This window comes from Delftia sp. DLF01, from assembly GCF_014852125.1.
Lineage (GTDB): Bacteria > Pseudomonadota > Gammaproteobacteria > Burkholderiales > Burkholderiaceae_C > Comamonas > Comamonas acidovorans.
In genome coordinates this window covers 966,810-991,001 of record NZ_JACVAZ010000001.1, presented here as the reverse complement: position 1 = coordinate 991,001, position 24,192 = coordinate 966,810, and the positions used below count along the sequence as shown (strand labels likewise).

The window sequence follows — 24,192 nt, the reverse complement described above, 5'->3', positions numbered from 1 at the left end:
GAGATCCCCATGAAAATCATCGCCGCCCAAGAGCACCAAAGCCCGGCCGAAGGCCAGCAGACCATCATCGCCCCGGCCAATGACGCCGATCCCTTCACGCTGGACCTGACCGGCGTGCAGCGAATCGACCTCAACTTTCCCAAGTTCACCGATGGCCGCGCCTTCAGCCAGGCCCGCCTGCTGCGCAAGCGCCTGGGCTTCCAGGGCGAAATCCGCGCCACCGGCGACGTGCTGATCGACCAGCTGGTGCAGATGCAGCGCTGCGGCTTCGACGTGGCCGTGCTGCGCGAAGGCGTGGACATCGCCGACGCCCAGCGCCAGCTGGACCGCTTCCACGGCTTCTACCAGGGTGATGCCGTCCATCCCGAGCCCCACTTCGTCAAGGCGGCCTGACATGGGTGCGCAAAGCTTTCTGTCGCGACAGGCATCGGCCAAGGCCACCGAGGTCAACGGCCGTGCCAGCAACGGCTTTGCCGACAAGCTGGCCGCCACCGAAGCCTTGCTGCGCGAGGCAGCGGCGCTGGGCGCCGAGGCCGTGACGCAGGCATCCAGCCTGGGCGCAGAGGATGTGGTGATCACCGACATCATCCACCGCCTGGGCCTGGACATCCCCGTCTTCGTGCTGGACACCGGCGCCCTGCACACCGAGACCCTGGCCCTGCTGGAGCGCACCCAGTCGCTGCCCGGCCTGAGCGTCAAGGTCTACCGGCCGCAGCTCGAATCGGTGATCCACTTCATCCGCGACAACGGCCAGGACGCCATGTACCGCAGCATCGAGCTGCGCAAGGCCTGCTGCGGCGTGCGCAAGATGGAGCCGCTGGCGCGCGCGCTGGCTGGCAAGAGCGCCTGGATCACGGGCCTGCGCCGCGAGCAGTCCAATGCCCGCGCCGACGTGCCCGCCGTGGACCGCAGCGAGGTCGAGACCAAGGGCCTGACCAAGTTCAACCCGCTGACCGACTGGACCCAGGGCGATGTCTGGCACTACATCGCCAGCCACGGCGTGGACTACAACCCGCTGCACGACCAGTTCTATCCCAGCATCGGCTGCGCCCCCTGCACACGCGCCGTCAGCCTTGGCGAGGACTTCCGCGCCGGCCGCTGGTGGTGGGAGGATGAAGCGGCCAAGGAATGCGGCCTGCATGCCAAGAAGTGAAGCCTGCAGGGTTTGACACCGATCTGATTGGAAACCAAGAAATGAATGCCCGTGTGGACACCTCCGTGCTGAGCCATCTCAGCAACCGCCACCTCGACGCCCTTGAAGAGGAAACCATCTTCGTGCTGCGCGAAGTGGCCGCCGCCTTCGAGCGCCCCACCCTGCTGTTTTCGGGCGGCAAGGACTCGCTGGTCATGCTGCGCTGCGCCGAGAAGGCCTTCGGCAAGGGCCGCATCCCCTACCCGCTGCTGATGATCGACACCGGCCACAACTTCCCGGAAGTGACCGATTTCCGCGACCTGCGCGCCAAGGAGCTCGGTGCCGAACTCATCGTGCGCAGCGTCGAGGACTCCATGGCACGCGGCACAGTGCGCCTGGCCCATCCGGGCGAAAGCCGCAACGTCCACCAGTCAGTAACGCTGCTGGAGGCCATCGATGAATTCCGCTTCGACGCCCTGATCGGCGGCGCGCGCCGCGACGAGGAAAAGGCCCGCGCCAAGGAACGCATCTTCAGCCACCGCGACAGCTTCGGCCAATGGCAGCCCAAGGCCCAGCGCCCCGAGCTGTGGACACTGTTCAACACGCGTCTGGCCCCCGGCGAGCACTTCCGCGTGTTCCCCATCAGCAACTGGACTGAACTCGACGTGTGGCAATACATCGAGCGCGAGCAGATCGCCCTGCCCAGCATCTACTACACGCACAAGCGCGAAGTGGTGGAGCGCCGCGGCCTGCTGGTGCCCGTGACCGAACTCACGCCCCCACGCGACGGCGAGGAAGTCGTGGTGCGCGACGTGCGCTTTCGTACCGTGGGCGACATCACCTGCACCTGCCCCGTGGAAAGCGAAGCCGCCACGGCAGCCGACATCGTGCTCGAAACCCTGGCCGCCGAAGTCAGCGAACGCGGCGCCACGCGCATGGACGACAAGACCAGCGACGCCTCCATGGAAAAGCGCAAGAAGGACGGATATTTCTGATGACCACCGCAAGCATTGCCGCCGACGCAGCCGTCGCGGATTCCACGGCCACCCAGGCCAGCCAGGCCACACAGCAGACCGCCGCCAACGCCTCGGCCTTGCGCTTCATCACCTGCGGCTCCGTCGATGACGGCAAGAGCACGCTGATCGGCCGCCTTCTGGTGGACACGCGCGCCGTGCTGCAGGACCAGCTGGCCGGCGTCACCAAGAGCGGCGAGACCGACCTGGCGCTGCTGACCGACGGCCTGTCGGCCGAGCGCGAGCAGGGCATCACCATCGACGTGGCCTACCGCTACTTCGCCACCGAAAGCCGCAAGTTCATCATCGGCGACGCGCCGGGCCATGAGCAGTACACGCGCAACATGGTCACGGCCGCCAGCAGCGCCGACGCCGCCGTGGTGCTGGTCGATGCCACCAAGCTCGACTGGAAGAACCCGCAGCTCACCCTGCTGCCGCAGACGCGCCGCCACAGCCTGCTGGCCCACCTGCTGCGCGTGCATTCGCTGGTGTTTGCCGTCAACAAGCTCGACGCCGTCGAAGACCCGCAACAGGCCTTCGTCCACATCCGCGGCGCGCTGGAGCGCTTCACGGCCGAGGCCGGCATTGCCTCCGCGGCCACCGTGCCCGTCTCGGCTCTCAAGGGCTTCAATGTGGTCAACGCCGAGCCCGGCTGGGCCGGCTACGACGGCCCCAGCCTGCTGCAACTGCTGGAGCAGTTGCCCAACACGCCGACCGACACCGGCCTGGCGCTGGCCTTTCCCGTGCAATGGGTGGAGAAATTCTCGTCCTCGGCCGATACCAGCCAGGGCCGCCGCGTGTTCTGGGGCCGCGTGGCCGCAGGCCGCGCACGCGTGGGCGACGCCGTGCAGATCCTGCCCAGCGGCCAGCAGGCCGTGATTGCCCAGGTGCTGGACCATGCCCGCGTCCCCGGCTCCATCGACGCAGGCCTGTCGGCCGGCATCACGCTGGACCGCGAGGTCGATGTCTCGCGCGGCGACTGGCTCGTCGCAGCCCCTGCGGCTGCAGCGGCCGCTGCCGACGACGACTTCGACGCCCAGGAAGCGCAGCCCGCATGGCCCAGCAAGCGCGAGCTGACCGCCACCGTGGCCTGGATGGACGAGCAGCCGCTGGTCCCCGGCCGCACCTACCTGGCGCTGCACGGCCACCGCTGGATCAAGGCCAAGGCCCGCCGCGTGGTGCACCGCCTGAACATCCACACGCTGGCCCAGGAAGAGGCCACCCAGCTGGAGCCCAACGCCATCGGCCGCGTGGAGCTGCTGCTGCAGGAAAGCATTCCCGCAGCGCCCTTCGCCCAGGCCCGCCAGTTGGGTGCGCTGATCCTTGTGGACACGGCCAGCCACGCTACCGCAGGCGCTGCACTGCTGGATTGAGCAACTGGACAGTCCCGCTTCGCGAGCCGGCACATGCCGGCTCGTGGGCTTTCGGAAAACCGCAGCAGTCCGCGCCAGAATCCTTGCCATGTGCGGGACTGGCTCCTGAAAAATTTTAGAATCCCGGGTTGATACCGACATTCACACTGCCATAAAAGACTCCCATGACTCACGTCGTCACCGAAAACTGCATCAAGTGCAAATACACAGATTGTGTGGATGTCTGCCCCGTGGACTGCTTCCGCGAAGGCCCCAACTTCCTCGTGATCGATCCTGACGAGTGCATCGACTGCGCCGTGTGCATTCCCGAATGCCCGGCCAATGCCATCTTTGCCGAGGAAGACGTCCCCGCCGACCAACTGGCCTTCATCAAGCTCAATGCCGAGCTGTCGCTGGAAAAGGGCTGGAAGAGCATCACCAAGCGCAAGGCCTCGCTGCCCGACGCCGACGACTGGAACGGCAAGCCCGGCAAGCTGGACCAGCTCGAACGCTGAAGCCGCGCAGCCCATGCAAGACACCTCCGGCACGCAACCGATCCAGACCGATGCCCTCGTCATAGGCGCGGGCCCGGCGGGCCTGTTCCAGGTGTTCCAGCTGGGCCTGCAAGGCATTCGCTGCCATGTCGTCGATGCCCTGCCCCATGTGGGCGGGCAGTGCGCGCAGCTGTACGGCGACAAGCCCATCTACGACATTCCCGGCATTCCGGTATGCACGGGCCATGAACTGGTCCAGCTGCTGCAGCGGCAGATCGCGCCCATGGATGCGCAACTGCACCTTTCCCAGCAGGTCGCCCGGCTGCAGCGCATGGACGATGGCCGCTGGCTGGCGCAGACCTCGCAAGGCCTTGAACTGCATGCGCGCAGCGTCTTCATTGCGGCTGGCGTGGGCGCCTTTGTGCCCAAGGCGCTGAAGGTGCCCGGCGTGGAGCTGCTGGCTGCAGGCCAGCTTCACTACCATCCTGCCGATCTGGAAATGGTGCGCGGCCAGACCGCCATCGTCCACGGTGGCGACGAAGAGGCCGTGGCCGCGGCCATTGCCTGCGCCGACAGGGCCCAGGCCACCTATCTGCTCTACCGCCGCGACGCCTTCCAGGCTTCGGCCGCACTGCTGGAGCGCCTGCAGGAGCTGCGCGACAGCGGCTCAATCCGCGTGGTGATCGGCCAGATCACGCAACTGCATGCCGATGCAGGCCAACTGCGCGCCGTTCAGTGGATGGATGGCGAAGGCCAGGAGCACGAACTGGCGGCGCAGCAACTGGTCGTCTGCCTGGGCATCTCCCCTCGCCTGGGCCCGGTCGCCGAATGGGGCCTGGCCATGGAACGCAAGCAGCTGCTGGTGAACCCTGCAACCCAGGCCACCGATGCGCCAGGCATCTATGCGATTGGCGACATCGTCAGCTACCCGGGCAAGCACAAGCTGATCCTGTGCGGCTTCCATGAAGCCACCATGGCGGCCTTTGCCGCCGCCGAGTATCTGCAGGGCGAAAAACCGCTGCTGCAGTACACGACGACCAGCGCACGGCTGCACGCCATCCTTGGCGTTTCCCACCCGCAGGCATGATTGCTCGTGGCCGCACCCCCGCGGCCCTACAGTTTGGCGCGGCAGTGTCGATAGAGTTGGCAGCGTCCACTCATGCACATCAAGCCTATGGTTGCCACACTCGAAGCCCCTCCCAGCACCGCGATCGCGCCACCGGCCGATCCGCGCAGCTTCACCTTCCAGATGCCGCTGTTTCGCCCCGGCACGCATGTCACGCAAAACGGCAAGGCCGAGAAGGTCAGCCACGTGATACTGCGCCGTCGCGAACTGATGGTCTACCTGGTCGGCCATGAAGACCCCGTCAGGCCTGAACGGCTGAGCATCACGCCTTCGATGTTCACCACACAGAGGCGCCCTGAAGCCCTGAGCTGGATCCTTTGAAAGAAACCGGGCCTGGGCCCGGTTTCATCGATCATCCATCCAGGCTCAGGCCTCGTTGCGCCCGGCCATCTTCTGGCCCAGGCGCACGGGCGCAGCATGCGTCCACTGCTCGTTGAAGCGAAGCCCTGCCGATGCGGGAAACAGCATGACGACGGTGGAGCCCAGCTGGAAGCGCCCCATTTCCTCGCCCTGGCCCAGGACGATGGACTGGTCGTCATAGCGCCAGTCCTGGATGCGTCCGGGACGGGGCGGATTGACGATGCCGTGCCACACCGTTCCCATGCTGCCCACGATGGTGGCGCCCACCAGCACCAGCACCATGGGGCCATGGTCGGTATCGAAAACGCAGACCACGCGCTCGTTGCGCGCAAACAGGCCCGGAACGCCGCGCGCCGTGACCGGGTTGACCGAGAACAGTTCGCCCGGCACATAGATCATGCGCCGCAGCCGGCCGGCACAGGGCATGTGGATGCGGTGGTAGTCGCGCGGGCTCAGGTAAATGGTGGCGAAATGCCCGTTGTCGAATTGCCGCGCCAACTGCGCATCGCCGCCGACCAGCGCCGTGGCGCTGTAGCTGTGTCCCTTGGCCTGGAAGATCTGCTCGCCCTCGATGGCGCCGATCTGGCTGATGGCCCCATCCACCGGACAGACCCAGTCGGCCGAAGCCAGCGGCCGCACACCGGGCTTAAGCGCCCGCGTGAAGAACTCGTTGAAGCTGGCATAGGCCGCAGGATCGGAATCGGCCGCCTCCGACATGTCCACGCCATAGCGTGCGATGAAGCGGCGGATGACTGCCGTGGTCAGGTCGCCAGCACGCGCCTGGGCCAGGCGCCCCATGACGGCAGTCAGCGCCTGCTTGGGCAAAAGATACTGGGAGAGAACGGCAAGTCGATCAGACATCGAGGTTTTGCTATGAAAGTAATAGAAGTTGTGGGCGGATTCTAGCCAACCCACACCCCTCGCCCTCCACTCCTCCCGCCGCTTTCAGCACTTGTCATACCCGCCTTGAAGCCACGCGCACGATTTCCGGAGGCCGCGGATGAAACGCAGATGACAAAGGCAGCACCGTTCCAGCAAAAATCCAACCTGTGTTTTGCGTGCGACGGCCGCATTGGGCCGCGCACGCGCGGGAATGCAACGCTGTAGAATTGGGAGGTTTAGCTGTTGCCGGGCTTTGCCTTTGCGACACCATTGTGACCTGGCCTTCCGTTCGGTCTGCGCCTCTTGCGCAGAACATCCACTGCTTTTTCAGCCTCGGCCCACGTACCCCATGTTCTGTGGGCCAGGCAAGGCCTTCGTGGTTCCGACAAGTGAGTGCCGCAACCGACCCAGACCTGAGAGATTGAACACATGGCCAAAGAAGAACTGATTGAAATGCAGGGTTCCGTCACGGAAGTCCTGCCTGACTCTCGCTTTCGTGTGACGCTGGAAAACGGACACCAGCTGATCGCCTACACCGGCGGCAAGATGCGCAAGCACCACATCCGCATCCTGGCTGGCGACAAAGTGTCGCTGGAGATGTCGCCCTACGACCTGACCAAGGGCCGCATCACCTTCCGCCACCTGGCCAACCGCGGCCCTGGACCTGGCTCGCGTTGAGCAAAAAATTCGCCCATTGCGAAAATACCCATTTTTTTGACGCTACAATAGCGTTTTAGTCGGAGCGTAGCGCAGCCTGGTAGCGCATCTGCTTTGGGAGCAGAGGGTCGCGAGTTCGAATCCCGCCGCTCCGACCAAATGATTCAAGCCCCTGGTTCGAAAGAGCCAGGGGCTTTTGTCTGTCCAGATCGCACGTGTTCAACCGAGCGTCGCCAGAGCAGCGCCCGCAGCATGAGCACAAACCTTTCACACCCTTGCCTCCAAGACTGGCAACCAGCCAGCAGATCGGCCCATGCGACTTTGGGAAATGGCAGCACCTTGCGTTGAGCCTGCTCCTACAGCCTCGCAACCCGCGCCAGGCCAGACTGGGACTCCCAAATCAAGAAGGAGCTCCAATGAATTCCAACAGCCTTCAGCGCCGCACAGCCTTGGCCCTCGTGATGTCCGCAGCACTGCTGGGTGCATGCGCACAGACCCAGCCGGCGCCCAATGCGCCCGTCACTGCGGTCATGGGAACGGTTGACCTGAGGGAGCCCGCTCCGCTTGCGCCCGATGCCGTGCTGGTCGTCGAATTGCAGGACACCTCGCGCGCCGATGCTCCCGCCCCGGTGATATCCCAGCAGTCCATGCGGCTCGAAGGCCTCAAGCCGCCCTACAGCTTCAAGCTGCCCGTCGAGCCCAGCCGCCTGAATCCTGCCTCGCAGTACACGGTCACCTCACGCATTACCCAGGGCAACCAACTCATCTTCATCAATGACACCGTCCACCCGGTCCTGACCCGTGGTGCAGGCTCGAAGGCCGACATGATGCTGGTGCGCGTCGCCCCCTGACCCCACGCTTTCAACAACCAAAGCCCGCAGGAAACCTGGCGGGCTTTGTCACGCAGGGCGCCAGACCACCATCAAGGCATGCCGTTGGCGCCGTGCAGGCGAAAGCCCGGCCGCTCGCAAAGCCGTTCGTAGTAGGCGCGGACTGCAGGCAATTCAGGGCGCTCCAGGGGCGCCGACATCCAGCGGTGCGTGGACAGGCCCAGCACGATATCGGCCAGGCTCAATTGCGTGCCAGCAGCAAAGGCGCCGGTGCGCGACAACTGGTCTTCCAGAATGCGCATGTGGCGATGCCAGTTCGCCATGCTGCCAGCCAGTTGCGCGGGGTCTTGGTGCTCCGAACTTTTTCTCACCAACCCCATGAAGGCATAGCGCCAGGCATTGTTCAGCTCGGTGGCCTGCCAGTCCATCCACTGCTCGACAAGCGCGCGCTCGGCGGGCGCTGCCGGCAGCAGGTCCTGCCGGTCATGGCGGGCCGCCAGGTAGCGGCAGATGGTATTGGACTCCCACAGCACCAGCGGTCCATCAAGCAGCACGGGAACCATCGCATTCGGATTGAGCGCCAGAAATCCAGGCTCCTGCGTCGATCGATAGCCTGAACCCCATTCCTCCTGGTCGAAAGAAATTCCCAACTCCACGCAAAGCCACAGCACCTTGCGCACATTGATGGACGATGACTTGCCCAGAATCCTGATCATTCGCTGCCTTCTTCGGTTTCGGTGATTTGCAGACCTGCATTGTCCCGTGCGATCCGACAAGAAATGCGACCGAACCTCCACCGCTGCCGCATGATGCAGGCATGCCCCTGGAAAAGCCCTCATCACGCCCAAGCGCCTGCGACCCCGCGCTCTCAGATGCCGACCTCTGGACTGCCTACATCGATGCAAGCGCCGTACCCAACCCCGGACGCATGGCCATGGGCGCCGTCATCACCGCACCCGACGGACGCCGCCACCTTCTGTCCGAGCCCTGCCCCGAGCGAGGCTGCAACAACGAAGCCGAACTGCGCGCCCTGATGGCCGCGCTGCAGGCCCTACAAGGCCTGCAGGCGCGCCGCCTGACCATCTTCACGGACAGCAGCATCCTGGTGGAGCAGTTGACTCCATCGCCACGCCCCATCAAGCCCATCGCGCGCCTGGCAGACCTCTTTGACGAGGCCCGCACCATGCTGACCGGGTTCGAGCACGTGCAACTGCGCTGGATACCCCGCCACCGCAACACCGAGGCCGACGCCCTGGCCAGGGAAGCTCTTTTGCAGGCGTGAATCCCGCTCCGCACCCGCACCCACACCCACCCTTTCGCAGGGTCTCGACTCAGGCCGCCTGCTGCCTGTCCAGGCGCTTGAGGAACACCCCAATCTCCTTTACGACCTGGGCGTCCCCCTTCTGCTGCGCGCAGGCCAATCCCGTATTCCACGCCCGCCGTGCTCCAGCAGCGTCACCCAGCGCCAGCAATGCCCGGCCCAGCAGCTTCCACGCCACTGAATAGCCTGGATCGATTTCAGTGGCCCGCTCCAGGTGTGAATGCGCCACCTCAGGCGCCTCGTTTTCAAGATAGGTCTTGCCTAAGGTACAGCGCAGCAGGGCCGAGTCCTTGCCGGATGCGAGCAGGCCCTCAAGCCTTTGCGTCATTTCATTCATCTTCAAACCCCTTCTGCGGCAACACAGGCCCATGGCTACAGCGGCAAATTGTGCCTCTGCTATAATCCCGTGGTTGTCTGCGCAGGCAATGCTGTATCTCACGCCGGCGCGTCGTGCACTACGACGAAAAAAACAACGGTGACAGCCGCAGAGACGTTCTGCCGTAAAACGATGGTCGCGTAAGAGCCATCGTCCACATTCCCAGAAAAAAGCCCGCTCCACAGCGGGCTTTTTGCATTGCACGGCGCATTTGGCTTGAGGCGGTTGCATCGGAGTACAAAAAAACAGCTTTACGGCTCAGATGCATGCAACTTCGGCTGCTTTGACCCCATCAAGCACCTTGTTTCAATTTACACTTGACAACCAGGAAGGACCGGAGACGCAGACGCAAGCGCTCTCATTCAAAACCCCTAGCATGTGTCCTTCCTGGATTGATCGCATGGAACGCTCCATTCAGCGCCCCGGCCGCCTCCGCAGCCGGGGCGTTTTTTCTGGAGCGGCACCACGCCAGATACCAGCCCAGCAGGCGAAAACCGCAAAACACAAGCTTTTTCTAATTCCAGAGAAAGTTCTGGGTTTATTTGAGAATGATTCTTGTTTGCGTATATCATTCAACCCATGCTGCAGCATTCATGGTGTTGCAGCAGTTCAGTTTCATCGTGGGGCGACTCGTCAGGCCAGTTCAGCCTGCAGTCGTTTTTGCCAGCCAGCGGTATGCCGGTTAGCCAGGCTCTTTTTCAAGCACGATCGTTTCTGGATATCTTTCTCATTCCTCGCACCGAGACGGCGCCCGCCGCAGCAGACGCGCCACTTTCGCACCCAACCCGGCCATCATCAAGCATCGGCCTGCGGTTGCACACCAAGATCCTCTCCCACCTATCCCTCTTGCACGCAGTCGGGCAAATGCCTGTCCGCAGTTTCCCCTGCCCCAATGCAAAAAGCCCGGCCTGCACGTGGTGCAGACCGGGCCTTTTTCACGGCAGCATCAAGGGTTGCGTCGGCGCAGACGGATGGCCAACCCACCCATCATCAGGCTCAGCAGCGCGACCGCCCACTCGCTCAGTGACGGAATCGACGCCGGCGTGCCGCCACCGACCGCTGCAGGCAGCACCAGGGCCGAAGGATCTTCCACACGGCCATTGGCCAGAAGATCGTCATCGCCCAGGCCGCCATCGCGCAGCACGAAGGAGACGACGCGACCCTGCAGCGTTGCAGGTATGCGGTACCAGTGCTGCGTGGTGTTATCTGCCGTGCGGCCCCATTTCCAGTATTCAGCACCACCGGGCAAATCGTTGGGATAGGTCAGCCTGACCGTCACGAGCGCACCCGCATCACAGCCATCGGTATTGAGCTTCAACAGCCCGTGTGGCACCACGGCCCCAGGACGTGGAGTACCCGGTGCCGCCACGACCTGCGGCGGCTCGGCCAGGCGGCAGTTGGCGCCACCGCCCACGACCTCGCCCACAACCGCAATCTGGCTTGCTCCGGTGATGTTGAATCGATTGGCCGGGTCCACCGCGCCCGCTGCGGTCGCCAGCAGCGGATAGCTGGCCGTCACAGCCGCATGGACACCATCGCTCACGCTCAGTTGCAGGCTGGCCGGGCCGGCCACCGAAGCCATGTACATGGCGGCGCGCAATTGCTGCGACACCTGTTCGGGGCTGCCGCGCAGCTGTATGCCGGGCTGTGCAGCATCGACATCCTCCAGGCCCAGCACCTGTCCGCCGCTGGCGACGATGGACAGTGTGACGACGGGGCTGTCGGCATCGGCCACCACCACGTCCGCCAGATCGGCCGCCTGCCCCACCACCACGGCCTGCGCATTGGCAGGCACGCCACTGAACGATGGCGCCCGGCCACCGAAATTCAGGCCCAGGAGAATGGGGTTGTGGTCACTGGAACGATAGGCAGTGGGCGCATAGAAGCTGGCCTGCTGATCCAGCGACTTGAACTCGACGTTGTAGTCGAGCACCTCGGGCTCCTCGGCATTGATGGCCCACTTGACCGCACGCCCCACGCTGGGCTGCAGGCTGGTGCTCACCAGCACATGGTCCAGCGAACCCCACATTCCGTCGAATGCATAGGACAGCCCCTGGGAGACCTTGACATAGCCGCCGGCCTCCAGCGTGGTGATGGGGTCTTCCTTCGCATAGGCGTTGAAATCACCCACCAGCACCACGTGGGGGCTGGTCGCGCCTGTGGGCCGGGTTGCCAGCCAGTTGCTCAGTTGCTGGGCCGTCTTCACGCGCGCCGCGTTGTTGGCGCCCTGGCCGTCGAGCACGTCCGCATTGCCTGCGCCACCGAGCACGCTGCCCTTGGATTTGAAATGATTCACCACCAGCGTGAACTGCTCCGCGCTGCCGCCCACGGCAAAGGTCTGCGCAATCGGCACCCGGGCTCCGCCAATGCTTCCGTTGAAGGCATCGTAGGTAGAGACATTGGGTGCCGCTGCGCTGCCCACCGGCGTGACACGGTCGCTGCGATAGACGATGGCCACGGTAATGGCATCCGTGCCCGCGCCTGGCACCGTGCCTGCAGCCTCAGTGAAGGGTGCCTTGACCACCGCATACACGGCGCCGGCAGGCTTGTCCGCACTCGCGTTCAAGGCGTCGGCCAGATCCTGGATGGCGCTGCCTGGGCCAAAGCCATTGTTCTGCACCTCCATCAGGCCGTACACATCGGCGCCCAGCCCCAGCAGATTGGCCACGATCTTGGCGCGCTGCCTGTCCAGCTCGGCAATGCTGTTGGCACCGCGAATGCCTTGCTGGTTGCCCAGCGGCGTGTTGAACATCACCTGGGAAGAGCCGCTTGTGGCACCGGTCAGGTTGAAGAAATTGAGAACGTTGGCAGACGCGATCTTGAGCGTGGCCGCTCCCACGGCCTGCTGCAATTCAGCAGCAGAAGGTCGCGCGGCTCCCGTGAACTGCGGCGTCTGCGTGGGCTGCACGCGGTAGCTGGTCAGATAGGGCTCGCTGGCGGCAGCATCAAAGAACTGGTCGAGCACGCCGATGACGCGATCCACGCCATCGCCAGCGCGCAGCGTGTTGGACGCCGACAGCGGCAGGCCGCCACGGCCCGGCACGAACTCGGGATTCTGGGCCCCGGAGCGATCATCGAGAATGATCTGGCTGCGCTGCAGCGTCTGCACGTAGGCTGCATAGCCCGCCACGCTGGGAGCGTTGACTTCGGTGTACTGCGCCAACGGCGTATCGGCAGACAGCGTGACATTGCCGTAGCGGCCCAGCGTGCGGTTGTCGCTCACCACCAGCTTGCCGCCTGCGGTGGCAGATGCCACCTCCACACGCATGCCTTCCAGACGCTCCCATTGCCCCATGTCGCTGACAGGCAGTGCGATGCGCACCGGCTCCGGCAAGGCCGCCGCGCCGCGGACCACGAAGTCCGTGATGGCGCTGAGCTGGGTCTGATTGCGGAACTCGCTCACCGAGGCGGAAATCTGCACCAGCTTGCCCACCGTGCTCTCGTCCACGCCAGGATTGGCGTTGCCGTAGTAGACAAAGATGCCCTCCGAGGTAGCAGCATCGCCATCGGAGTCTGCCGCCTCTTCCTGCACGAAGAAGCCGCTCAGTCCAGGCATATAGGCCGTCACCACGGCACTCACCGTCACCTTCTGCCCCACCAGCGGAGACTGATCGCCAGAGCCCTGGACCGCAGAAATCCTGGTGACCGGAGGCTCGTCTCCCGTCGTGAAGCCCAGCGTCGTGCCGGTCCACACATTGCCCGAGGTATCCAGCACCGGCTCGCCCACGGAAACCAGGCTGTAGGGCGTATTGACCGCCAGCCGCACACCCGCGTTGAGCGTGATGGTCGAGCCACTGAATTTCACCTGCGCCGCATCGCCAGCCTGCAGCGTTGCCGCCACCGTGGCGCCCTGGCGCAGTTCGAAACTGCCGCTACCGGGCTTCACCGCCTCATCGAAACTCAGCTTGATTTCGGGATTCAGCGCCACCCCGGTCGCCGCCGCTGCGGGAATGCTTGCCTGCAGCGTGGGCGCCGTGGTGTCGGGCAGCGCCAGGGTGATGGAGACGTCATCAATGGCCAGGCCGTGGTCGTTGCCCACATCATTGAGCTCCACCCAACGCAGCCACAGCGTGGCACCTGGCGCCCAGCCCAGGCCGCGCAGATCCCCGCCCACATTGTTCACCCGACCGGCCACATTGCCGTCCACGGCGGCAGCAGTGCCAGTGGCAACAGGCGATTGCCAATTGAAGTTCGCGCCGGCAGGCAGCCATTCAGGCACGTCGGCAAAGGTGGCTCCCATGCCGTACTCCAGCACCATGGGCTGCGGTTCCGTATTGCCACCGTTGCGCCATTGCTCGCCGTTGAATCGCAAGGTGATGCCATCGACCGAGCCACCCGTGTCATTGCGCACCGCCAGCGCAATCCAACCCGCTACAGCGCCCTGGGCCGGGCTGCCAAAGTAGGCCCCGCCTGATGCCACGCCCCCCAAGGCGCGGTCCGCGCTCAGCCCCAGGCTGTAGAAGCTGCCGGTGTTGGAGGCACCATTGCCAGCGACGTAAGAGGTGATGGATGCCAGGTTCTTGTTGAAGAGAAACCAGCCCGGCAAGGTGCTGTTATTGGCCCAGGCCAGCCCCGCCCCGGACGCGGCCAGGGTGTCGAAATTCTGCGTGTAGGTGCCGTTGAAGGGAACCTGCGCCCATACCCCGGCAGACGCCGAAAGAAGCAGGCCCGCACCATACAGGCGCCAACGATGGCGCTGCAATGGCGCACTCAGCGGATTGGCCGGGTTGAAAACAAATGGAATCAGCGTGGCAGCAATGGACATGGATGCGCAATAAAAAAACAATGCGCTCCCTCCCATGGTTGCGCAACCCCCGGTTTATCGCGCATGGAGATGACCAGCCTGTGACTCGGCAGATGCTCCTCCGTCCTACGTGCAGACTCGCCTCTCACCCATCGGCCCGCCTGCGCACGGCAGGCATCATCGCCTTCAGTTTCTGCACCGTTTCATTGCCGGGTCTGGGGCATTTCCTCCTCCCTCCCTCTCATTCCCCCAGGAAGCTTTCAAAAAGCACCGGCTCTTTCTTCCCAGGCCAGCGCAAGCCGCTGGCCTTTTTCTTGGGCGCACCTCATCGCCCCAACCATCACCATCACCTGTTCTGAACGCGCCACGTCGCTGGTGACCGTTCCTGCATTCGCACACTCTTTTTCTTACTGATAACTTACAAAATATTCATACCCGTGATATACACGCGCATCTCCCACTGAAAATCATCATTGCCATGACATCCGACTACAAGGCCCTGCTGCAACAAAAAGCCGAGCTTGAGAAAAAAATCGACGCACTAATCCAGAATGCGAAAACCGATGCGATCGCTGAAGCAAAGGCGATGGTGCAGCAATATGGTTTGACGGAGGAGGATGTCTTCCCCTCCGCCAAGAGCAAATCCGGCAAGGCCAGCAAGCACAGCGTGGGAGAGCCCAAATTCCGCAACCCAGAAACCGGCGCCACCTGGACAGGCCGCGGCAAGCCGCCCAAGTGGATAGAAGGCAAGGACCGCGCAAGCCTCGCCATCTGAGAATCGACACCGGGCGCCGGCCATACCCCCCAGTCGGCGCCCCCTATTTCGCCGCGTTGCCATACCATGCGATTTCCAACACAAGGAGGAAACGCACATGAGCAAACAGAGCACAGAAACCCTGTTGGCAGCAGAACTGGCTGACCACTTCATAGAAGTCATCCTGTCCAACAAACCAGAGCTGCTGGTCTCGGGCATCGGCGGGGTGGCAGACCTGCACCACATACAGCATGGCGCCAAGGCCCTGGCGCATTTCCGCCTCACGCTGATCCAGGAACTGTCGCAACAGCCCATGCCCGACATGGGCAGCAGCTGAATCAACCCTGGGCCAGCCTCCTTGCCGAACCCGTTCCCGCAGCCCGTGCGAAATCCGTGCGATTCCGACGACACCGCAGGACAGTTGAAGGCAAAAAAAACCGCCACACGCTGAGGTCATCAGTGTGTGGCGGTGTCTTGGATGGTGGAGCTGGCGGGAATTGAACCCGCGTCCGCAAGCCTTCGCCGGGCAGATCTACATGTTTAGCGTTCTGTTTTGAGTCTCGCCTCCCAAGTCGCGCAGGCGCACGCTACCCGGGATGCCAGCTTCCTTGGATCTTGCCACGTACTAAGAAGCCCAGCACGCAGCCAGCTGATGTAAATTCCCTTGCAGCCGGGAGGTATTGCTACCCCCTTGCCCAGCCCATCAGCGTGCTGTTGCAAGGCTCACCGGATTTAAGCGGCGAGTGCGAAACGTTCGTCGTTTGCAGTTAGTTTTTTGAATGGAGATTTACGAGCGTCACTCAAGCTCGACATGCACCACACCGGTCCCGAACCCACGTCGAAACCAGGACAGCCCCAAGACTCCTATCTTAGCCTCTTTCCAGCAGTTTCAAGAGCTCCAGCGGAGAATAGATTTGCGCATCCGCCTGCCACTGCAGCGTATCGCCCGCTGCGCCGAGGTAGCCGTAGCAGGCTGCCACGGTCTTCATGCCTGCGGCCTTGCCTGCAACGATGTCGCGCTCATCATCACCCACATAGACAAAACACTGCGGGGGCAGGCCGATACGCGCGGCAGCTTCCAGCAACGGTGCTGGATGGGGCTTTGCGTGGGGCGTGGTATCACCGCTGACGATGGCACCAGCGCTCGCGAAAAGCGGCATCTGCTGCGTCAGCGGATCGGTGAAACGCATGGATTTGTTGGTGACCACTCCCCAGGGCATGGATGCCGCCTGGAGCTGTGCAATGAGCTCCGGGACACCATCGAACGCATAGGTGCGCTCGGTCATGCACTGCTCGTAGTTGCGGAAAAACTCCTCGCGCATCTCCGGAAACTCCGGCGAGTCGGGCGTGAGCCCGAAGCCTACTCCCAGCATCCCCCGTGCCCCGGCGCCCGCCATGGGCCGATACCGCTCATAGGGAAGCGACTGCAGGCCACGGTCAATGCGCATCCTGTCTGCGGCCGCACCCAGGTCGGGTGCACTGTCGATCAGGGTGCCGTCCAGGTCGAACAGAACAGCTCGGACTTCTTGCCACATGCGGCTCACCCTTCTGCCCGGCGCGTTGCCAGCATGTAGTTCACCGACGTGTCCGCGCTGAGCCAGTAGCGCCCGGTGATGGGGTTGTGCTGCAGACCCTTGCTGGCCTGCAGGTCAAGGCCAGCCTGACGGGCAAACATGGCGAGTTCGCTGGGCTGGATCAGCTTGGCGTACTCATGCGTCCCCTTGGGAATCATCTTGAGCAGGTACTCAGCCGCCACAATGGCCAGACCAAAGGCCTTGGCACTGCGGTTGATCGTGGAGAAGAACACCCAGCCCCCAGGCTTGACCAGCTCGGCGCAGGCCGCGACCACGGATGCGGGATCGGGCACATGCTCGAGCATCTCCATGCAGGTCACCACGTCAAAGGAGCCCGGCTGCTCCTCGGCCAGACGTTCCACGCTGACTTCGTGGTAGTGGATGTTCGGAGTACCCGTTTCCAGCGCATGCAACTGGGCCACACGCAATGCCTTGGTGGCCAGGTCGATGCCCACCACCTCTCTCGCCCCCTTGCGGGCCATGGAATCGGCGAGGATGCCCCCACCGCAGCCGACATCAAGGACCCTGCGGCCCTTCAAGGGAGCTTGCGCATCAATCCAGTCCAGGCGCAACGGATTGATCTGATGCAAAGGTTTGAACTCACTTTCCGGGTCCCACCAGCGATGGGCCAGGCTGGAGAATTTCTCCAGCTCCGCCGGGTCGGCATTGACGTTGATTGCGTTGCTCATGGCTCGATTGTCGGTGATTGCGACGACCGTTCGGCCATAAAAAAAGCCCCGTTGCCGGGGCTTTTGCGGGAAGCAATCGAAAGATTACTGAGCGGCGCGGGTGCCGACCACTTCGATTTCCACGCGACGGTTCTTTGCGCGGCCTTCCTTGGTCTTGTTGTCGGCGATGGGCTGCTTTTCGCCCTTGCCTTCAGTGTAGACGCGGTTCTTTTCGATGCCCTTGGACACCAGGTAAGCCTTCACAGCTTCAGCGCGGCGAACCGACAGCTTCTGGTTGTAGGCGTCAGAGCCAACGGAGTCGGTGTGACCGACGGCGATGACCACTTCCAGGTTGATGCCCTTGACCTTGGAGGCCAGGTCATCCAGCTTGGCCTTGCCTTCGGGCTTCAGAACCGACTTGTCGAAGTCGAAGAAAGCGTCAGCAGAGAAGGTCACCTTGGAAGCCACGGCGGGAGCGGGAGCCGGTGCCGGGGCGGGAGCTGCCGGAGCGGGCGTTGCGGTAGGAGCCACAGCGGCTGCCACAGGCTTCAGGGCACCGTCGCAGTCAGCTGCTGCAGTGGCGGGCGTCCAGTTGGCATCGCGCCAGCACAGTTCGTTCGTGCCGTTCTTCCACACCAGTTCGCTGGTGCCGTTTTGCCAGTTGTCGATGGTCTTGCCACCGTCAGCAGCCTTCACTTGTGCGCCAGCAGCCGTTGCGAGGGCGGCAGAGGCAAACAACATCGCCACTTTGTTCAGTTTCTTCATGGTTCTCCTCTTGGGGAAAAAGCCGCAGCAGGGCTGCGAATCTGTGGACGTTATCAGTGACCATCACCAAAAACGTTGAATTGATTGTGCCATACGTCACAAGCAGACGGACCGCCAAGCGGGCGCCAACAAGTAGGACAGCGGCGGAATTCCAGGGTTATGTTGCTCGGCTGCTACACGTCATTCGACCTAAAATGGGCCTTTTCCCGCCGTCAGAGTATCGCCACACATGACCCAGTTTGCTAAAGAAACCCTGCCCATCAGCCTCGAAGAGGAGATGCGTCGCAGCTATCTCGATTACGCAATGAGCGTGATCGTGGGCCGGGCGCTGCCCGATGCGCGAGATGGTCTCAAGCCTGTGCATCGGCGCGTGCTGTTCGCCATGCACGAGCTCAACAACGACTGGAACCGGCCGTACAAGAAGTCGGCGCGTATCGTCGGCGACGTGATCGGCAAGTACCACCCGCACGGAGACAGCGCGGTGTACGACACCATCGTGCGCATGGCACAGGATTTCTCGCTGCGCCATATGCTGGTCGACGGGCAGGGCAACTTCGGTTCGGTGGACGGGGACAGCGCGGCGGCGATGCGTTACACCGAAATCCGCCTGTCCAAGATCTCCCACGAGATGCTGGGCGACATCGACAAGGAGACGGTGGACTACGGCCCGAACTACGACGGCAGCGAGCGCGAGCCGCTGGTGCTGCCCGCGCGGCTGCCCAACCTGCTGGTCAATGGTTCCTCGGGCATTGCCGTGGGCATGGCCACCAACATTCCTCCGCACAACCTCAACGAGGTGGTGGATGCCTGCCTGCACCTGCTGCAGACGCCTCAGGCCACCATCGACGAGCTGATGGAGATCATTCCCGCGCCTGACTTCCCCACGGCCGGCATCATCTATGGCATCAACGGTGTCAAGGAAGGCTACCGCACGGGTCGCGGACGCGTGGTGATGCGCGCCAAGTGCCACTTCGAGGACATCGATCGCGGCCAGCGCCAGGCCATCATCGTTGACGAGCTGCCCTACCAGGTCAACAAGAAGACGCTGCAGGAGCGCATGGCCGAGCTGGTGCACGAGAAGAAGATCGAAGGCATCAGCCACATCCAGGACGAGTCCGACAAGTCGGGCATGCGCCTGGTGATCGAGCTCAAGCGCGGCGAAGTGCCCGAGGTCGTGCTCAACAACCTGTACAAGCTGACCCAGCTGCAAGACACCTTCGGCATGAACATGGTGGCGCTGGTCGATGGCCAGCCCAAGCTGTGCAACCTGAAGGATCTGGTCGAGGTCTTCCTGCAGCACCGCCGCGAAGTGGTCACGCGCCGCACGGTGTATGAGCTGCGCAAGGCGCGCGAGCGCGGCCATGTGCTGGAAGGCCTGGCGGTCGCGCTGGCCAATATCGACGACTTCATCGCCATCATCCGCAACGCGCCGACGCCGCCCGTGGCCAAGGCCGAGCTGATGACGCGCAACTGGGACAGCAAGCTGGTGCGCGAGATGCTCACGCGCACCCGCACCGATGGCGGCGTGGTCAACGCCGACGACTACCGCCCCGACGGGCTGGAGCGCGAATTCGGCATGCAGGCCGATGGCCTGTACCGCCTGTCCGAAACCCAGGCCCAGGAAATCCTGCAGATGCGCCTGCAGCGCCTGACCGGCCTGGAGCAGGACAAGATCGTCGCCGAGTACAAGGACGTGATGTCCGTCATCGAGGACCTGCTGGACATCCTGTCCAAGCCCGAGCGCGTGTCGGCCATCATTGGCGACGAGCTCAAGCAGATCAAGGCCGAGTTCGGCCAGAGCAAGGTCGGCGCCCGCCGCAGCACGGTCGAGTACAGCGCGCAGGACCTGTCCACCGAGGACCTGATCACGCCCACCGACATGGTGGTCACGCTCAGCCACACGGGCTACATCAAGAGCCAGCCGCTGTCCGAGTACCGCTCGCAAAAGCGCGGCGGACGCGGCAAGCAGGCCACGGCCACCAAGGAAGACGACTGGATCGACCAGCTGTTCATCGCCAACACGCACGACTACCTGCTGTGTTTCTCCAACCGCGGTCGCCTGTACTGGCTCAAGGTCTGGGAAGTGCCCGCAGGTTCGCGCGGCTCGCGCGGACGCCCCATCGTCAACATGTTCCCGCTGCAGGATGGCGAGAAGATCAACGTGGTGCTGCCGCTGACGGGCGAGTACCGCAGCTTCCCGGCCGACCACTATGTGTTCATGTCCACCAGCATGGGCACCGTGAAGAAGACGGCGCTGGACGAGTTCTCCAACCCGCGCAAGGCCGGCATCATCGCCGTGGGCCTGGACGAGGGCGACTTCCTGATCGGCGCAGCCCTGACCGACGGCAAGCATGACGTGATGCTGTTCAGCGACGGCGGCAAGGCCGTGCGCTTCGACGAGAACGACGTGCGCCCCATGGGCCGCAACGCGCGCGGCGTCAAGGGCATGAACCTGGAAGAAGGCCAGAGCGTGATCGCCATGCTGGTGGCCGAGGACGAGTCGCAAAGCGTGCTCACGGCGACCGAGAACGGCTACGGCAAGCGCACCTCCATCGTCGAGTACACGCGCCATGGCCGCGGCACCAAGGGCATGATCGCCATCCAGCAGTCCGAGCGCAACGGCAAGGTCGTCGCCGCCACCCTGGTGCATGCCGATGACGAAATCATGCTGATCACCGACACTGGCGTGCTGGTGCGCACCCGGGTCTCGGAAATCCGCGAACTGGGCCGCGCCACCCAGGGCGTGACGCTGATCTCCCTGGACGAAGGCGCCAAGCTCGGCGGCCTGCAGCGCATCGTTGAAAACGATGCCAACGAAGTCGAGGACGAGGCCACGGGCGAGGAGGCCACGGGCGGCGACGAAGCCGCTGCCGAAGGCACGGGCGAGCCCGCCTGATGACCCAGCCGCCGCTGGGGCTGCCTCCCGCACCGGGAGCGCAGCTCCAGCGGCGGCCCAGATTTTTGACAGTTGCAGGCACCGCCCGAGCTGGCGCCTGCGCGTGACTTGACAGTGAACTCCATGAACCGCCCTTACAACTTCTCCGCCGGCCCCGCCGCCATTCCCGCCGAAGTGCTGCAGCAGGCAGCCGCCGAAATGCTCGACTGGCACGGGTCCGGCATGAGCGTGATGGAGATGAGCCACCGCGGCAAGGAGTTCATCTCCATCTATGAACAGGCCGAGGCCGACCTGCGCGAGCTGCTGGCCGTACCGCCCGAGTTCAAGATCCTGTTCATGCAGGGTGGCGGCCTGGCCGAGAACGCCATCGTGCCCCTGAACCTGTCGCGCGCCGGCACGGTGGACTTCGTGCTCAGCGGCAGCTGGAGCCAGAAGTCGGCCAAGGAAGCACGCAAGTACGTGGCCGACGCGCACATCGCGGCCAGCGGCGAGGAGGGCAAGTTCACCGCCCTGCCCGCCCCCGAGAGCTGGCAACTGAGCCGCGGCGCCAGCTACGTGCACATCTGCAGCAACGAAACCATCCATGGCGTGGAATTCCAGGAGCTGCCCGACCTGAAGGCGCTGGGCTGCGATGCTCCGCTGGTGGTTGATTTCTCCTCGCACGTGGCCTCGCGCCCCGTCGATTGGAGCCGCGTGGGCCTGGCGTTCGGCGGCGCGCAGAAGAACCTGGGCCCTGCCGGCCTGACCCTGGTCATCGTGCGCGAGGATCTGCTGGGCCACGCCCTGCCGGCCTGCCCTTCGGCCTTCGACTACAAGACCGTGGCCGACAACCAGTCGATGTACAACACGCCGCCGACCTGGGGCATCTACATCGCGGGCCTCACGTTCCAATGGATCAAGCGCCAGACCGAAGGCGGCCTGACCGGCGTGGCCGCCCTGGAGGCGCGCAACATCGCCAAGGCCGACCTGTTCTACCAGTACGTGGACCAGTCCTCGTTCTACGTGAACAAGGTCGCTGCCAATTGCCGCTCGCGCATGAACATCCCCTTCTTCCTGCGCGACGAATCGCGCAATGACGCCTTCCTGGCCGGAGCCCGGGAACGCGGCCTGCTGCAGCTCAAGGGCCACAAGTCCGTCGGCGGCATGCGTGCCAGCATCTACAACGCCATGCCCATCGCTGGCGTGCAGGCGCTGGTGGAGTACATGCGCGAATTCGAACAGCGTAACGCCTGACCGACCCACACTCCCGCCCATGAGCACCACACCCCAAGCCTCTCCCGATCTGGCGCATCTGCGCGTGCAGATCGACGATATCGACCAGCAACTGCTGGACCTGCTGAACCGACGTGCCCGCGTGGCAGAGCAGGTCGGCGAGGTCAAGAAGCGTGAAGGCACGCCCTTCTTCCGCCCGGACCGCGTGGCCCAGGTCATCCAGAAGATCGAGTCCGCCAATCCCGGCCCGCTCAAGAACGGCCATGTCTCGGCCATCTGGCGCGAGATCATGTCGGCCTGCCTGGCGCTGGAGTCGCCCCAGCGCGTGGCCGTGCTGGGCCCGGCGGGCACGTTCTGCGAGGAAGCCGCCATCCAGTACTTCGGCGGCGCGGCCGATTTGATGTACTGCAACAGCTTCGACGAGGTGTTCCACGCCACGGCCGCAGGCAGCGCGCAGTACGGCGTGGTGGGCGTGGAGAACTCCAACGAAGGCGTGGTCACGCGCTCGCTGGACATGTTCCTGCACACGCCCTGCCACGTGGTGGGCGAGGTCAGCCTGCTGGTGCGCCACAACCTGCTTCGCAGCAGCAACACGACCGAGGGCATCGAAGTCGTGGCGGCCCATCCCCAGGCCCTGGCACAGTGCCAGGGCTGGCTGGCCAAGCACCTGCCGCATGCCGAGCGCCGCCCGGTGTCCAGCAATGCCGAAGGCGCTCGCCTGGCAGCACTGCATCCCAACATCGCCGGCCTGGCCAGCGAACGCGCAGCCCAGCAATTCGGCCTGCATGTGGTGGCGCATGCCATCCAGGACGATGCCTACAACCGCACGCGCTTCGCCGTCATCTGCCTGCCGCACACGCTGGCCACGCCCTCGCCCAGCGGCCAGGATTGCACCAGCATCATCATCTCCGTGCCCAACCGCCCCGGCGCCGTGCATGACCTGCTGGTGCCGCTCAAGAGGCACGGCGTGTCGATGACGCGCTTCGAGTCGCGCCCCGCGCGCACCGGCCAGTGGGAGTACTACTTCTACATCGACCTCGAAGGCCACCCGGCACAGCCCAATGTGGCCAGCGCGCTGGAAGAGTTGCGCGGCCTGTGCGCCTTCTACAAGGTGCTGGGCACCTACCCGGTATCCAAGTGATGCAGCCCTTTGAACAACTGGGCCTGATCGGCTGCGGCCTCATGGGCGGCTCGTTCGCCCTGGCGCTCAAGCAGGCAGGGCTGGTCAAGCGCGTCGTGGGCTACAGCAAGTCGCCTTCGACGACCGAACGCGCTCGCCAGATGGGCGTCATCGATGTGGAGGCCCCCTCCGCCCTGCTGGCCGCCGCCGGTGCCGACCTGGTGCTGCTGGCCGTGCCCGTGGCGGCGACCGAGGCCACGCTCAAGTCCATCAAGCACCTGGTCACGCCCGAGATGATGATCATGGACGTGGGCTCCACCAAGGTCGATGTGGTGCATGCCGCCCGCTCGGCCCTGCGCGACCAGCTCGGCTCTTTCGTCCCGGCCCACCCCATTGCAGGCAAGGAAGTCTCGGGCGTCGAGCACTCCGACCCCCAGCTGTACAAGGGCGCACAGGTCATCCTGACGCCCACCGAACGCACGCTGACCGACCACCTGCAAAAGGCCCGCTCCCTGTGGGAACTGCTGGGCTGCCGCGTGCGCGCCATGTCGCCCGAAGCCCACGACAGCGCCTTTGCCACGGTCAGCCACCTGCCGCATCTGCTGGCCTTCGCCATGATGCAAAGCGTGATCACCCAGCCCGACTCCGACGACGTGCTGTCCCTGGCCGGCCCCGGCTTCCGCGACTTCACGCGCATTGCCGCAGGCGATCCCAAAATGTGGCGTGATGTGCTGCTGGCCAACAGCGAGCAGGTTCTGGCACAGTCGCGCCAGTTCCAGCAGGCGCTGCAGCAACTCGAATCCCTGATCCAGGCCGGTGACGGACAAGGTCTTGAAGACCACCTGACCCTGGCCAGCGCCGCGCGCGCCCATTGGCGCATGGGCGCTCCGCGCCGCTGACGCACAACGCAGGGCAA

23 protein-coding genes, 1 tRNA gene and 1 other RNA gene are annotated in these 24,192 nt (G+C 64.1%); 17 read left to right on the top strand and 8 right to left on the bottom strand.

The genetic code is table 11. The features are described from left to right. The first annotated feature begins 9 nt into the window (after positions 1-9). The 7 genes from IB269_RS04290 to IB269_RS04260 all read left to right on the top strand — a co-directional run bounded on the left by IB269_RS04290 (position 10) and on the right by IB269_RS04260 (position 5,438). Positions 10-393 carry a DUF934 domain-containing protein gene (locus IB269_RS04290; RefSeq protein ID WP_012206452.1) on the top strand — a complete coding sequence of 128 codons (384 nt, stop codon included), beginning with the start codon at positions 10-12 and terminating at the stop codon, positions 391-393. 1 nt (position 394) lies between these two features. Further along, complete coding sequence (locus tag IB269_RS04285; RefSeq protein ID WP_012206453.1) at positions 395-1,153, top strand: phosphoadenylyl-sulfate reductase; 759 nt, start codon at positions 395-397, stop codon at positions 1,151-1,153. Positions 1,154-1,194: 41 nt separating this feature from the next. Then, entirely contained in the window at positions 1,195-2,127 is a 933-nt protein-coding gene (gene cysD, locus IB269_RS04280) for a sulfate adenylyltransferase subunit CysD (RefSeq protein ID WP_013801646.1), read from the top strand. Beyond that, the gene (locus IB269_RS04275; RefSeq protein ID WP_043820601.1) at positions 2,127-3,518 is read left to right on the top strand and encodes a sulfate adenylyltransferase subunit 1; all 1,392 of its coding nucleotides are present in this window, start codon (positions 2,127-2,129) and stop codon (positions 3,516-3,518) included. The genes cysD and IB269_RS04275 overlap by 1 nt, the downstream gene beginning before the upstream one ends. A gap of 164 nt (positions 3,519-3,682) precedes the next feature. Further along, the gene (gene fdxA, locus IB269_RS04270; RefSeq protein WP_012206456.1) at positions 3,683-4,012 is read left to right on the top strand and encodes a ferredoxin FdxA; all 330 of its coding nucleotides are present in this window, start codon (positions 3,683-3,685) and stop codon (positions 4,010-4,012) included. Between the two features lie 13 nt (positions 4,013-4,025). Continuing rightward, on the top strand, positions 4,026-5,078 hold the full coding sequence (locus IB269_RS04265) for an NAD(P)/FAD-dependent oxidoreductase (protein WP_192366475.1): 1,053 nt from the start codon (positions 4,026-4,028) through the stop codon (positions 5,076-5,078). Between the two features lie 87 nt (positions 5,079-5,165). Beyond that, on the top strand, positions 5,166-5,438 hold the full coding sequence (locus tag IB269_RS04260) for a hypothetical protein (RefSeq protein ID WP_224986237.1): 273 nt from the start codon (positions 5,166-5,168) through the stop codon (positions 5,436-5,438). A gap of 45 nt (positions 5,439-5,483) precedes the next feature. Here IB269_RS04260 and asd read toward each other — a convergent pair whose 3' ends face one another. Then, positions 5,484-6,338: an archaetidylserine decarboxylase gene (asd, locus tag IB269_RS04255; RefSeq protein WP_065345055.1), complete on the bottom strand. Its 855-nt coding sequence runs from the start codon at positions 6,336-6,338 to the stop codon at positions 5,484-5,486. Positions 6,339-6,788: 450 nt separating this feature from the next. On the opposite strand from asd, the gene infA reads away from it, so the two are divergent. The 3 genes from infA to IB269_RS04240 all read left to right on the top strand — a co-directional run bounded on the left by infA (position 6,789) and on the right by IB269_RS04240 (position 7,867). Beyond that, a complete protein-coding gene (infA, locus tag IB269_RS04250; protein WP_012206460.1) occupies positions 6,789-7,037 on the top strand; it encodes a translation initiation factor IF-1 in 249 nt (82 codons plus the stop codon). Positions 7,038-7,097: 60 nt separating this feature from the next. Further along, positions 7,098-7,174, top strand: a tRNA-Pro gene (locus IB269_RS04245). 258 nt (positions 7,175-7,432) lie between these two features. After that, positions 7,433-7,867 carry a YbaY family lipoprotein gene (locus tag IB269_RS04240; protein WP_013801640.1) on the top strand — a complete coding sequence of 145 codons (435 nt, stop codon included), beginning with the start codon at positions 7,433-7,435 and terminating at the stop codon, positions 7,865-7,867. A 71-nt stretch (positions 7,868-7,938) separates the two neighbouring features. Here the strand turns inward: IB269_RS04240 and IB269_RS04235 are convergent, their stop codons facing one another. Further along, positions 7,939-8,562 (bottom strand): glutathione S-transferase family protein, encoded by a 624-nt coding sequence (locus IB269_RS04235; protein ID WP_192366474.1) that lies wholly within the window; start codon positions 8,560-8,562, stop codon positions 7,939-7,941. Positions 8,563-8,663: 101 nt separating this feature from the next. Here IB269_RS04235 and IB269_RS04230 point away from each other — a divergent pair, with 101 nt between their 5' ends. Further along, positions 8,664-9,128: a ribonuclease HI family protein gene (locus tag IB269_RS04230; RefSeq protein ID WP_192366473.1), complete on the top strand. Its 465-nt coding sequence runs from the start codon at positions 8,664-8,666 to the stop codon at positions 9,126-9,128. Between the two features lie 49 nt (positions 9,129-9,177). On the opposite strand, the gene IB269_RS04225 is transcribed toward IB269_RS04230, so the two are convergent. Next, positions 9,178-9,504: a tetratricopeptide repeat protein gene (locus IB269_RS04225; RefSeq protein WP_071957192.1), complete on the bottom strand. Its 327-nt coding sequence runs from the start codon at positions 9,502-9,504 to the stop codon at positions 9,178-9,180. A gap of 985 nt (positions 9,505-10,489) precedes the next feature. Continuing rightward, complete coding sequence (locus tag IB269_RS04220; RefSeq protein ID WP_192366472.1) at positions 10,490-14,308, bottom strand: ExeM/NucH family extracellular endonuclease; 3,819 nt, start codon at positions 14,306-14,308, stop codon at positions 10,490-10,492. A 457-nt stretch (positions 14,309-14,765) separates the two neighbouring features. Here IB269_RS04220 and IB269_RS04215 point away from each other — a divergent pair, with 457 nt between their 5' ends. Further along, on the top strand, positions 14,766-15,062 hold the full coding sequence (locus IB269_RS04215; protein ID WP_192366471.1) for an H-NS histone family protein: 297 nt from the start codon (positions 14,766-14,768) through the stop codon (positions 15,060-15,062). 97 nt (positions 15,063-15,159) lie between these two features. Then, the gene (locus IB269_RS04210; protein WP_013801634.1) at positions 15,160-15,378 is read left to right on the top strand and encodes a hypothetical protein; all 219 of its coding nucleotides are present in this window, start codon (positions 15,160-15,162) and stop codon (positions 15,376-15,378) included. Between the two features lie 142 nt (positions 15,379-15,520). Here IB269_RS04210 and ssrA read toward each other — a convergent pair. The 4 genes from ssrA to ompA all read right to left on the bottom strand — a co-directional run bounded on the left by ssrA (position 15,521) and on the right by ompA (position 18,048). Further along, positions 15,521-15,898, bottom strand: a transfer-messenger RNA (tmRNA) gene (gene ssrA, locus IB269_RS04205). A gap of 12 nt (positions 15,899-15,910) precedes the next feature. Continuing rightward, a complete protein-coding gene (locus IB269_RS04200) occupies positions 15,911-16,576 on the bottom strand; it encodes an HAD family hydrolase (protein ID WP_013801633.1) in 666 nt (221 codons plus the stop codon). A 5-nt stretch (positions 16,577-16,581) separates the two neighbouring features. Then, a complete protein-coding gene (gene ubiG / locus IB269_RS04195; protein WP_012206516.1) occupies positions 16,582-17,304 on the bottom strand; it encodes a bifunctional 2-polyprenyl-6-hydroxyphenol methylase/3-demethylubiquinol 3-O-methyltransferase UbiG in 723 nt (240 codons plus the stop codon). Positions 17,305-17,388: 84 nt separating this feature from the next. Then, positions 17,389-18,048 (bottom strand): outer membrane protein OmpA, encoded by a 660-nt coding sequence (gene ompA, locus IB269_RS04190; protein WP_192366470.1) that lies wholly within the window; start codon positions 18,046-18,048, stop codon positions 17,389-17,391. A 229-nt stretch (positions 18,049-18,277) separates the two neighbouring features. On the opposite strand from ompA, the gene gyrA reads away from it, so the two are divergent. The 4 genes from gyrA (at position 18,278) to IB269_RS04170 (ending at position 24,175) form a co-directional block, all read left to right on the top strand. Further along, positions 18,278-20,944: a DNA gyrase subunit A gene (gene gyrA, locus IB269_RS04185; protein ID WP_034395021.1), complete on the top strand. Its 2,667-nt coding sequence runs from the start codon at positions 18,278-18,280 to the stop codon at positions 20,942-20,944. A 123-nt stretch (positions 20,945-21,067) separates the two neighbouring features. After that, positions 21,068-22,177: a 3-phosphoserine/phosphohydroxythreonine transaminase gene (serC, locus tag IB269_RS04180; RefSeq protein ID WP_063325831.1), complete on the top strand. Its 1,110-nt coding sequence runs from the start codon at positions 21,068-21,070 to the stop codon at positions 22,175-22,177. Between the two features lie 19 nt (positions 22,178-22,196). After that, positions 22,197-23,297, top strand: coding sequence for a prephenate dehydratase (gene pheA / locus IB269_RS04175; RefSeq protein WP_013801628.1), 1,101 nt, complete (start codon positions 22,197-22,199; stop codon positions 23,295-23,297). Continuing rightward, positions 23,297-24,175 carry a prephenate dehydrogenase gene (locus IB269_RS04170; RefSeq protein WP_088164206.1) on the top strand — a complete coding sequence of 293 codons (879 nt, stop codon included), beginning with the start codon at positions 23,297-23,299 and terminating at the stop codon, positions 24,173-24,175. The genes pheA and IB269_RS04170 overlap by 1 nt, the downstream gene beginning before the upstream one ends. The last annotated feature ends 17 nt before the right edge of the window (positions 24,176-24,192 follow it).

Excerpts from the sequence above, each read along its gene's own strand:
- IB269_RS04290 (WP_012206452.1), top strand. The coding sequence starts at position 10 with ATGAAAATCATCGCCGCCCAAGAGCACCAAAGCCCGGCCGAAGGCCAG.
- IB269_RS04285 (WP_012206453.1), top strand. The coding sequence starts at position 395 with ATGGGTGCGCAAAGCTTTCTGTCGCGACAGGCATCGGCCAAGGCCACC.
- cysD (WP_013801646.1), top strand. The coding sequence starts at position 1,195 with ATGAATGCCCGTGTGGACACCTCCGTGCTGAGCCATCTCAGCAACCGC.
- IB269_RS04275 (WP_043820601.1), top strand. The coding sequence starts at position 2,127 with ATGACCACCGCAAGCATTGCCGCCGACGCAGCCGTCGCGGATTCCACG.
- fdxA (WP_012206456.1), top strand. The coding sequence starts at position 3,683 with ATGACTCACGTCGTCACCGAAAACTGCATCAAGTGCAAATACACAGAT.
- IB269_RS04265 (WP_192366475.1), top strand. The coding sequence starts at position 4,026 with ATGCAAGACACCTCCGGCACGCAACCGATCCAGACCGATGCCCTCGTC.
- IB269_RS04260 (WP_224986237.1), top strand. The coding sequence starts at position 5,166 with ATGGTTGCCACACTCGAAGCCCCTCCCAGCACCGCGATCGCGCCACCG.
- asd (WP_065345055.1), bottom strand. The coding sequence starts at position 6,338 with ATGTCTGATCGACTTGCCGTTCTCTCCCAGTATCTTTTGCCCAAGCAG.
- infA (WP_012206460.1), top strand. The coding sequence starts at position 6,789 with ATGGCCAAAGAAGAACTGATTGAAATGCAGGGTTCCGTCACGGAAGTC.
- IB269_RS04240 (WP_013801640.1), top strand. The coding sequence starts at position 7,433 with ATGAATTCCAACAGCCTTCAGCGCCGCACAGCCTTGGCCCTCGTGATG.
- IB269_RS04235 (WP_192366474.1), bottom strand. The coding sequence starts at position 8,562 with ATGATCAGGATTCTGGGCAAGTCATCGTCCATCAATGTGCGCAAGGTG.
- IB269_RS04230 (WP_192366473.1), top strand. The coding sequence starts at position 8,664 with ATGCCCCTGGAAAAGCCCTCATCACGCCCAAGCGCCTGCGACCCCGCG.
- IB269_RS04225 (WP_071957192.1), bottom strand. The coding sequence starts at position 9,504 with ATGAATGAAATGACGCAAAGGCTTGAGGGCCTGCTCGCATCCGGCAAG.
- IB269_RS04220 (WP_192366472.1), bottom strand. The coding sequence starts at position 14,308 with ATGTCCATTGCTGCCACGCTGATTCCATTTGTTTTCAACCCGGCCAAT.
- IB269_RS04215 (WP_192366471.1), top strand. The coding sequence starts at position 14,766 with ATGACATCCGACTACAAGGCCCTGCTGCAACAAAAAGCCGAGCTTGAG.
- IB269_RS04210 (WP_013801634.1), top strand. The coding sequence starts at position 15,160 with ATGAGCAAACAGAGCACAGAAACCCTGTTGGCAGCAGAACTGGCTGAC.
- IB269_RS04200 (WP_013801633.1), bottom strand. The coding sequence starts at position 16,576 with ATGTGGCAAGAAGTCCGAGCTGTTCTGTTCGACCTGGACGGCACCCTG.
- ubiG (WP_012206516.1), bottom strand. The coding sequence starts at position 17,304 with ATGAGCAACGCAATCAACGTCAATGCCGACCCGGCGGAGCTGGAGAAA.
- ompA (WP_192366470.1), bottom strand. The coding sequence starts at position 18,048 with ATGAAGAAACTGAACAAAGTGGCGATGTTGTTTGCCTCTGCCGCCCTC.
- gyrA (WP_034395021.1), top strand. The coding sequence starts at position 18,278 with ATGACCCAGTTTGCTAAAGAAACCCTGCCCATCAGCCTCGAAGAGGAG.
- serC (WP_063325831.1), top strand. The coding sequence starts at position 21,068 with ATGAACCGCCCTTACAACTTCTCCGCCGGCCCCGCCGCCATTCCCGCC.
- pheA (WP_013801628.1), top strand. The coding sequence starts at position 22,197 with ATGAGCACCACACCCCAAGCCTCTCCCGATCTGGCGCATCTGCGCGTG.
- IB269_RS04170 (WP_088164206.1), top strand. The coding sequence starts at position 23,297 with ATGCAGCCCTTTGAACAACTGGGCCTGATCGGCTGCGGCCTCATGGGC.